Origin of the sequence: uncultured Rikenella sp., assembly GCF_947628055.1 — a bacterium.
Lineage (GTDB): Bacteria > Bacteroidota > Bacteroidia > Bacteroidales > Rikenellaceae > Rikenella.
Window position 1 is genome coordinate 1 of sequence record NZ_CANQYJ010000092.1, and the last position, 9593, is coordinate 9593.

The 9593-nt window shown below is 55.9% G+C and carries 10 protein-coding genes; 3 read left to right on the plus strand and 7 right to left on the minus strand.

Features of this window, described 5'->3' with window-relative positions; translation table 11 throughout:
* A partial coding sequence (locus Q0Z93_RS08220; protein WP_298064456.1) for a hypothetical protein occupies positions 1-285 on the plus strand: 285 nt, incomplete at its 5' end.
* 729 nt (positions 286-1014) lie between these two features.
* Positions 1015-1260, plus strand: coding sequence for a hypothetical protein (locus tag Q0Z93_RS08225; RefSeq protein WP_298064457.1), 246 nt, complete (start codon positions 1015-1017; stop codon positions 1258-1260).
* 628 nt (positions 1261-1888) lie between these two features.
* Here the strand turns inward: Q0Z93_RS08225 and Q0Z93_RS08230 are convergent.
* A complete protein-coding gene (locus Q0Z93_RS08230) occupies positions 1889-2245 on the minus strand; it encodes an AAA family ATPase (RefSeq protein ID WP_363291677.1) in 357 nt (118 codons plus the stop codon).
* 725 nt (positions 2246-2970) lie between these two features.
* A complete protein-coding gene (locus Q0Z93_RS08235) occupies positions 2971-3138 on the minus strand; it encodes a hypothetical protein (RefSeq protein ID WP_298064458.1) in 168 nt (55 codons plus the stop codon).
* Positions 3139-3165: 27 nt separating this feature from the next.
* Here Q0Z93_RS08235 and Q0Z93_RS08240 point away from each other — a divergent pair, with 27 nt between their 5' ends.
* Entirely contained in the window at positions 3166-3903 is a 738-nt protein-coding gene (locus Q0Z93_RS08240; protein ID WP_298064459.1) for a potassium channel family protein, read from the plus strand.
* On the opposite strand, the gene thrC is transcribed toward Q0Z93_RS08240, so the two are convergent.
* The 5 genes from thrC to Q0Z93_RS08265 all read right to left on the minus strand — a co-directional run bounded on the left by thrC (position 3890) and on the right by Q0Z93_RS08265 (position 9472).
* Positions 3890-5191, minus strand: a complete 1302-nt coding sequence (gene thrC / locus Q0Z93_RS08245) for a threonine synthase (protein ID WP_298064461.1) — start codon at positions 5189-5191, stop codon at positions 3890-3892. The genes Q0Z93_RS08240 and thrC overlap by 14 nt on opposite strands.
* A 19-nt stretch (positions 5192-5210) precedes the next feature.
* Positions 5211-6155 carry a homoserine kinase gene (locus Q0Z93_RS08250; RefSeq protein WP_298064462.1) on the minus strand — a complete coding sequence of 315 codons (945 nt, stop codon included), beginning with the start codon at positions 6153-6155 and terminating at the stop codon, positions 5211-5213.
* A gap of 701 nt (positions 6156-6856) precedes the next feature.
* Entirely contained in the window at positions 6857-7384 is a 528-nt protein-coding gene (locus Q0Z93_RS08255) for a hypothetical protein (protein WP_298064463.1), read from the minus strand.
* A 16-nt stretch (positions 7385-7400) separates the two neighbouring features.
* Positions 7401-7856: a tRNA (adenosine(37)-N6)-threonylcarbamoyltransferase complex ATPase subunit type 1 TsaE gene (tsaE, locus tag Q0Z93_RS08260; RefSeq protein WP_298064464.1), complete on the minus strand. Its 456-nt coding sequence runs from the start codon at positions 7854-7856 to the stop codon at positions 7401-7403.
* A gap of 65 nt (positions 7857-7921) precedes the next feature.
* Positions 7922-9472: a response regulator gene (locus Q0Z93_RS08265; protein WP_298064465.1), complete on the minus strand. Its 1551-nt coding sequence runs from the start codon at positions 9470-9472 to the stop codon at positions 7922-7924.
* Positions 9473-9593: the final 121 nt, after the last annotated feature.

The following is a 9593-nucleotide window of genomic DNA, read 5'->3' on the forward strand; positions in this document are numbered from 1 at the left end:
AGCCGATGCACTCCTTTTTGCCGAAAGCGCCTCGGCGGTACACATACCGCCGAGGCGCTTTTTTTACGATACCCCGCACATATTCCCGCACACGCCTGCAAGTTGCGTCCTGCAAAATACGATTTTATACTCTCCGGAACCGTATCCGGTACTTTTAGAAAACCTCAAGTGATTGTTAATAAACTATTTGAGGCTTTTATTTTTCTGCTGTGTCCGCAATTTGTCCGCATTTTCAATAAAATAGACCTAATGGACATTTCGGGTAATGAGCGTCGGGAGCAATAGTTTCCGGAAAGATACTCATCGATAAGTTTCATTCTATGTTCGCGTGTCAGCCGCTGTGCACGCGCAGTGTCGTTTTGGTGCCCGAGAAGATTCCCTCCAGTCCGTTGTTTGTATTTGGGAGATCGATCACCTACACCTACTCCGGGTATCCGATTCCGGTCCTGCGTCAGATATTTGGTGGGATTGACACAACAGAACTGGAAGTGGCCGCAGAGCCTGAGCGAATCCCCGCATCCCGTCATGACCACACCGCATATCTTAAAGCTGTGCTTTTTCATCCATTGCACGCCATCCATATAAGACACTGTCGTCTCGTGGGCTACATACTTGCGCCACAGAACCTTTTTCTGCAGGGCCTCTTCGATGACTATCAGACCAAAGTCACAGCCCCAGTATGTCGTGTCCATCTGAATTACTTGTATTTCGAGATTTTCCAGACATATCGCATCCCCTCGAGATCGCGGAAGATTGTGCTATGACTGACACCATACCTGACTTTCAGTTGAGCGACAGTTTGTTTGCCCCCGATGCAGTCCGTGATTAAAACGTCGCCCGCCTACAAATCGTCGTCCGCAATCTTTGTATTTTATAGCGCTGGATATGCCCTTTCAGACCGTTCTTGACCCCCTTTGCGGATCCGCAAAAAGCATATCAATGATAATCTTTGTAAAAAGATGAATGTAAACCCATTACAATAGTCTATCCTATTTTTTGAAAAATAGACCGGTTATGTTTGACGACGAATTTGATTACCGCGAAGTCGCCAACTGGCAGGAACTGACTAACCTTGCGGTCGCACTATTTATCGGAATGGCAGGAGGCCCGGCAACAACTCCGTCGGACGGTGGCGGTAGTTCTTCGACCGACAACTGGGGTCGCGACAAAGACGGGGACAACCTCCGCTGGACACACCGCTGTGCCAAAGCCGCAACACAAAAACTCGGCAAACAAAACAAATCGGGGCTACGCAGATAACTTGCGTTTTCTGTTTGCAGGAACTACAATACACAATATAATGGGATATTTGTTAATTGTCCCTGCTCTTTGTATGACTGCATCGAGTGCCGACATATTCGGATTATCTTTAAGCAATTTTGTCAATGAATTTGCCCGTACATTGCCTCCCGCTTTGACCTCTATCGGAAGAAGTTGTCCGTCCTGCTGTATTACAAAATCGAGTTCCAAGCGAGAATCATCCGTCTTGATAATATAGTAGGCGAGTTCCGACACACTTCATCTGTTGCAATACGAACTGTTCGGTCAAACCGTCTTTATATTCCGTGAACACCGTGCTGGCAACTAAAATCTGAACTGGCCCAGCACCGATCATTGTTCCCCACAGACCTATATCCAAATGATATGTTTGAAAACGGATAAGTTCTTGTATATGCTTAACGGCAAAGCAGGTTTTGTGTATCAGGGAACTTTATAGACCAACCCCGCATTTACAAGCCTCTCGATTGCAAACTCGAAATCTGCCGCTCTTGCACCTTTGCGCAATACTCCGGATATGAATCTTTGTTCTCTTTGAAAAGCTGCGGCGGTATCGGCTGCCTCACCATTCTGATTCGCGGCACCCACTCCTTTAGAGGTGTTTCGAAAATCACGGTCGTAGCCGGTCAATATATCGTTCTGCAGGCGCTGCACCTCCGGCAATGCACTGGTCCGGACATACTCGTCTACCGCCTCGGGCATACCGCCGACATAATAATAGCAATTCAACATATTTTTCGTGGAGCGGATTTATTACATTGAAATCTCGGTTTATAAGCAGGTTGTACATTCCCTCCTCACCCTTTATAATCAGGAACTCCCCCAAACTCATCGGATATACACCAATCTCATTTACCTTGCCGACAAGGTAGGAAACATCTTTATGCCGCGATATGCCCAACAGCGAACCTGCAACAGCGATATGACACTCCGGTACATCTTTATAAAAGTATTTCAGAGCCTCGATAGCCTCGGGTGTATCCTGAACTCATCGAGAACGACAAGCGTATCGTGCGGAGTAATATCGACGCCTGGCACGGCATGCAACGCCCTTAATATACGCTCCACGTCGAAGTCTTGTGTAAAGACCTGCCTTGCGATGTCATTCTTGCGGCAGTTTACATACGCCTCCTACCGATATTCTTTCGTGTCAGTTCATGCAGTAACCAAGTCTTTCCAACCAGTCTTGCCCTATTCAGGGGATAAGCGGCTTTCTGCCCGCGCTGTTTTTCCACTCTACCAATGACTGATATGCAAGTCTTTTTTCGTTTCTTTGCCATCGGGGACAGGATGTTTTCCAGAGTGCCGGAACCGACAGAAAGATTCCGGCAGAGCGAACGATAAATTCAGCGGCCCACTGATCCCGCACCGAGCAGCCGGGATTAGTTATGGAAACGACTGGAGCCACGGTAATACGTCGCTTCAGCCCAATGAGCAGCCGCTGCGGCTTTTCGGCAGCGCGCGGTGCCCGCCCCGGGCTACCGCGACTTCGGCCGGGCAGGCTATGAGGGCGTGGCCCGCGAAATCGGCAACAACGGGTACAGTTGGTCGTCCACGGTCAGCGGGACCAACGCGTTCTTCTTGAACTTCAACACGACGAACCTCAATCCCAGCAACGCGAACAACCGCGGCCACGGCTTTCAGGTGCGGTGCCTCCAAGCATTTATCAACATCCTTCCCCTATTTTTTCCACTAAGCGCCCTGCCCGGCGAACGTAACGACCAGCCGCTCGATCGAACAGTCATGGCTCAGTTCCACATCTTTCGGGAATAGAGCACACGCCGGCAGCAATATCCGCGGCGGAAACATCTCGCTGGCAGATAACAAGTCGAGGGACGGAATGGCACTGTTTTTGCGCATCCCATTTTCGACTCTAAACCCCGGAATATGGAAAAGATACGCCTCGGCAAAATCGACAAGCGCATCATCGACTGGCTCAATATCCTGGTCTTGCTCGGATCGTTAGCCATCATCATCTCGCTGTCATACGACATCCTGACCGCCGGCCGCTACCGGCCCGACAGCCGGGCGACCCTCGGCATACAGCTCGCCGTCTGCTCCATCTTTATCCTCGACTTCGCAGTGCGGTGGATCATCAGCCCCCGGAAAGGCCGTTTCGTGCGCAACAACCTCATTCTGCTGCTCTTTTCGATTCCCTACCTGAATATCCTCCACTACACCCATGCCGCCATCCCCCACGAAATCCACTACCTGCTGGGTTTCGTTCCGCTGCTTCGCGGAGGGTACGGACTGGTGATGATTACCCGCTGGTTCACCCAGCGCAACGCCACCAGTCTGATGGTCTCCTACCTCTCGATTCTGGTCGCGGTGACCTATTTCACCAGCCTGATCTTCTTTGTGGCGGAAAAGGGAGTCAATACAGCCGTGGCGACCTACTGGGATGCGCTGTGGTGGGCCAGCATGGATCTGACCACAGTGGGCTCGAACATCATCGCCGTCACGCCCGTAGGCAAAATCCTGTCGGTCTTTCTGGCCGCCGCCGGCATGATGATGCTGCCGATCTTCACGGTCTATATCACCGACCGGGTGGTGAGCAGCCGCTCCCGGAAATCATCGCCGTCACCGGTTCCCGCCGCGTCGGACAATTCGCCTAAAGCGTCGTAAGATACTCCTTCAACAGACCCGCATCGGCCGCCAAAGGTTCGTACTTCCGCGGCAGACTTAACCGTTCGGCCAACGCCGGGGGCAACTCCGCCGGTATGGCGTCAGCCGGCAGCGCCTCCCGCAACACCTCGCGGAACTTGGCTTCGTGGGCCGTCGAGAGCCAGAATCCGCCGCTTCCCCCGCATGCCTGCATCGCCAGATACCCCACCGCGCTGTGCGGATCGCTCAGATACCCGTACTCCCGCCGCATCTCCGCGATCGCCTCGCGAATCCGGTCGTCCGAGGCACTGAATCCGGCGACGACCGACCGCAACCGGTCGACATCCGCATCGCACAAGGCCATCATCCGTTCAAAATTGCTCGGATCGCCCACGTCCATCGCATTGGCCACGGTGCGCACCGAAGGCCGGGGCCGGTAATCGCCCATCCGCAAGAATTCCGGAACCACGTCGTTGGCATTCGAGGCTGCGACGAACCGCCCCACGGGCAGCCCCATCCGCGCCGCTAACATCCCGGCCGACAGGTTGCCGTAATTGCCGCTCGGCACCACGATCACCGGCGGCTCCGTCGAGCCGGTCGCCTCGCGCCACAGGTACCACCCGTAAAAGTAGTAGAACGACTGCGGAATCCACCGCAGCAGATTGATGGAGTTGGCCGAGGTGATGCCGCGCTGCCGGCAAAACCCGCCGTCGGCAAAGACTGTTTTGACCATCCGCTGGCAGTCGTCGAAACTGCCTTCGACCCGCAGCGGAAAGATATTCCCGCCGAGGGTGGTCATCTGGCTCTCCTGCAGCGGACTGACGCGCCCGGCGGGATAGAGCAGCACCACTTTTATCCCCGGAATCCCGTAGAACCCGCCGGCCACGGCACTCCCTGTGTCGCCCGAGGTGGCGGTCAGAATCACCCGTTCGCGGCCCGTATCGTTCAGCAGGCCGAACATGGCGCCCATGAACCGGGCGCCGAAATCTTTGAATGCGAAGGTCGGGCCGTGGAACAGCTCGAGGGTGTGGAGGCGGTCTCCCACGGCGGCGAGGCGGGGGGCGAAGTCGTACGCCCGGTCGAGGGCTCGTGCGATCTCCTGCGGAGCGAGCTCGTCGCCGAAAAACAGTCCGGCCAGATGAACAGCCAAAGCCTGGTAGGATTCGGCCGAGAGTTCCCGGACGGTTTCCGGCACAATGGCGGGGAAGCGTTCGGGCATGAACAGCCCTCCGTCGGGTGCCAAGCCGAGAAAGGCGGCTTCGCGCAGGCTGTATCTTTTCTGCGGGGTGCGGGTCGAGATGTATTTCATCGTTTCACGGAATTGACGGTTATCGGATGACGTATGCGCCGCGTTCCGCCACGGGGCCGACGTACAGGTCGGCTTCGATGCCGAGGTGTCCGAAGTGGCGGGTCATGATCGCGCCGGCTGCGGCTGCGGCTTGCGGGCCGTCGCACAGGGCGAAGACGGAGGGGCCTGAGCCGGCGATGTTGGAGCCGAGCACGCCTTCGGTTCGGGCGAGAGCGGCTTTGAGCGGATCGTATCCGGGAATGAAGTGTTTCCGGTAGGGTTCGGCGATCACGTCTTTCAGCGACCGGCCGATCAGCCCCATGTCGGCGGTGAGCAGACCGGCGACGAGGCCTCCGACGTTCCCCCATTGGGTCACGGCGTCTCGCTGGGGGATTTCCCGGCGCATAACGGCGCGGCTGTCGAGGGTGTTGACGGTAATATGGGGGTGGATCACGGCGGTGCAGAGCCGGGCGGGAACGGGTATCCGGATGTAGTCGAGGGGGTCGTAGCCGCGGATCAGCAGGATGCCGCCGGCGATGGCGGGCCCGGCATTATCGGCGTGGGCGGTGCCGCCGGATACGAGCCGCTCGCCTTCCATGGCGAAGGTGATCAGTTCTTTCTCGCCGAAGGGGCGTCCGAGGAGCTCGTTCAACCCGACGACGGCTGCGGCGGACGAGGCGGAGCTGGAACCGATCCCGCTGCCGGGGCGTATCTTCTGGAGAATGACTATTTCGATGGCCAGGGTGCCGCCCCATGCCTGAAGCATGGCCCGGAGTGCGGGGGTGATGACGTTCTTTTCGATGTCGCTGGGCAGGGATACCTCGCTTTCGTTGCGGATGCTCAAGCTGTCGCCGGGCCTGACTTGAATCAGCAGTCTGTCGCCGGCGCCTTCTATGGCCATGCCCATGATGTCGAAGCCGGGGCCGAGGTTGGCAACGGTGGCGGGGGCGAATATCTCGATCTCTTGGTCGTTTCGCAGTCGCATGATATACTTACTTTTTTAATGTTCGTTTTATTCACTACCCTATGTTTGAGGGAACTGTTCTCTTTGTGAACAAAGAGAACCAGAAAAACTTTCTGAGATGCTTCGCATCTCTTGAGCCTGCCGGGTTCCCTTGTTCTCGATCCTTTTGGGCCGAGAGCAATAGACCGCTCTTTATATTGCGGTTCTTTAGAACCGCCGACCTTCGCGCCCAGCGGCGAAGCCGCTCGGGGGGTGGGCGCGAGGTCGAACTAAGGAGCAAATAGAGCGGTCTATTGCTCCGGCCCAAAGCAAACTCGATGCAAGAGGACTGCGGAGCCTAAGGAGTAGCGCAGCTATCTCAAAGTTTCTTTGGTTCTTTCTTTTCAAAGAAAGAACAGTCACTCACAGTGGGGTACAGAATTAACGAACGGTAAAAGATTAAAGTTCGGACTGCGGCGGAAGCCTGGCTTCGCATGAAGAAAGAATTAAGAAGAGACCGCAGGCGCCCCGAGACGGAGGCAAAAAGAAACTACACCCCCCAAGGGGTAGTCATTGTGCATGTGGAAAGCAAGCAACCCGATGAAAACGAGACACCACACCCCGCCCCCCGAACCGCCAGCCGGGAAACAGAAAGATATGTGAAACGTTCCTTCATCAGTTATTGCAAAAATAGCAAATCCCGCGAAATATACAAGGGGAATGCGCGAAAACAGAGAAAAAGACTACCGGCCGAGGAACATCCGCCGCCAGCGCAAAGGCACCTCCAGCCTTTTGCACCACACCGACTCCTGCCGATTCAAGTAAACACCGAACGTATAAGACGGACGACAGTCTGCCGGGTAAAGCAGCCCCATCCGAATCGCCGTGCGCTCCCAATCCCGTCCCGCCTCATCATAAACCATCAGCACCACATCCATCGGAATGCGCGACGCCGCCTGCAAAGCCAGCGCATAAGCCGTCGCCCCCCAGCTCCGGTCGCAGCGCAGGAACAGACGCGTCAGGTTCCGCTCGTCGTTCTTCAGGATTTTATAGGTATCCAGCAGGTCTGCCGTAAAAAAAGCGATGTCCCGTTCCGCCACCATTTCCCCGACACAGATAAACACCCCGGTCGAATTATCCGTCTCTATCTCCGCCAAGTCGCATATCGGAACCGGCCGCAAGGCTTCAGCCGCGACAGTCCCCGGCAGCCCCCAGACAAGGCCCCCGAGCAGTCCCAACAGGGAAATCCGTATGGCGTTCAGGCGAAACATGACAGACAGCAAAAGGTCAATTCTCTATCTCCATCGTCCGGGTATCCTCGTCCACCACCGCCAGATGCACGTGCAGAGCGTCTTCCGGAATCAACTCCGCGATTCTCTCCGGCCACTCCACCAGACAGAGATTCCCGCTGAAAAAATATTCCTCGTACCCGAAGTCGAAAGCCTCGTCGACCGACCGGATCCGGTAGAAGTCGAAATGATAGACCGCCTCCGGTCCTCCCCCTCCGGCAGTCCCTTCCTTCTGGGCCGGACTGTAAACATTGACGATCGAAAACGACGGGCTGTTCACCTCCTGCGGATCGACGCCCAATTGACGGCACATTTCGCGGATCAGCGTGGTCTTGCCCGCCCCCATCTCCCCGTGGAAAGCGACGACCGCCGCCTGCCGCGCACGGATTTCGGCCAACAACTCCTCCGCCGCCTCCGGCAGGTCGGACAGTCCTTTTATCGTGATGGTTTTCATATCGCAGGATGACTTCACAGGTCGAAAGATACGATTTTTTACCTTTCCTCCCGAATATCGGGGAGTTATTTCGGATTCAGCACGATATACGGCACCATCATCTCTTCCATCGAAATGCCGCCGTGCTGGAACGTGTTCTTATAGTACCGCACGTGCTGGTTGAAGTTGTTCGGATAGACCAGAAAGTCGTGATCGTAGGCGAAAATATAGGTCGAGGTCAGGTTCGACTTGGGCAGGTGCGCCTCTTCCGGCCGGGTGATGGCGAAGACTTGTTTCGGGTCGTAGTTGAGGTTCCGGCCGCTTTTGTAGCGCAGGTTCGGCGACGTTTCGCGGTCGCCGACCACGCGCACGGGGTTGTCCACCCGGATAGTGCCGTGGTCGGATGTAATGACGATCGTGTGCCCCCGCTCCGAGAGCTGTTTCATGATCTCCCACAAATCCGAGTGCTCGAACCACGACCGGGTCAGCGACCGGAAGGCGACCTCCTCTTCGGCCAGTTCGCGGATGATTTCGCTCTCGGTGCGCGCGTGCGAAAGGATGTCGAGGAAGTTGTAAACCACCACCGACAGATCGACGTTCGAGAGGCGGTCGATGTTTTCGAGCAGTTTTTTCCCTTGCTCCGGCCGCACCAATTTGTCGAAACTCATCCGGTAGGGCTTCCCTAATTGCTGGAGCTGGCGGCGCAGGAAGTCTTCTTCGTACCGGTTCTTTCCTCCCTCCTGGTTGTCGTTGAGCCACAGGTCTGGCATCAGTTTCGAGATGGCGAGCGGCGTGAGTCCGGCGAAGAGTGCATTCCGCGCATATTGGGTCGCTGTCGGCAGCAGGGCGCAGTAAAATTCTTCGCTCGCGATGTCGAAGTGGTTGTGGAGCAGGGGCCGGATCATGAGCCACTGGTCGTACCGGAAGTTGTCGATCAGCAGGAAGGTGGTCTTTTTCGATTTGTCGACCACGGGAAACAGCCGCTGCCGCAACAGGGTGTGCGACAGGGTGGGCCGCGCGGGGTCGGCGTCGTCGAACCACCCGAGGTAGTTGTTCTTCACGAACCGGGCGTAGAGGTCGTTGGCTTCCTTGAATTGGTAGGAGAGGATCTCGCGGACGCTGCTGTCGTTCGATTCGGAGAGTTCGATGTCCCACTGCACGAGTTTCCGGTAGATGTCGGTCCATTCGCCGAAGCTCTGTGCGCCGGACATGGCGACGGAGATTTTCCCGAAGTCGGAGCGGTAGTCGGCGGTGCTTTTCTCGGAGACGAGCTGCTGCTGGTGGACGTTTTTCTTGATGGAGAGGAGTACTTGGTTCGGATTGACGGGCTTGATGAGGTAGTCGGCGATTTTCGACCCGACGGCTTTGTCCATGATGTTCTCTTCTTCGGATTTGGTGACCATCACGACGGGGGTGGTGGGCGCGTACTCTTTAATCCGGGGCAGGGTCTCGAGGCCGGTCATCCCGGGCATCATCTCGTCGAGTATGATCAGGTCGTACGGATGCTGCTGCACCATCTCGATGGCGTCGTAACCGTTGTTGCTGGTCTCTACTTCGTATCCTTTGTTCTGGAGAAACAACAGGTGGGGTTTCAGCAGCTCGATCTCGTCGTCAACCCACAGTATTTTTACGTTCATAACGCTCTCTGTTTTTATTCGTAGGTTTTATTTTGCACTGTGTCGTGAGTGACTGTTCTTTCTTTGAAAAGAAAGAACCAAAGAAACTTTCAGATAGCTGCGCTACTCCTTACGCTCCGCA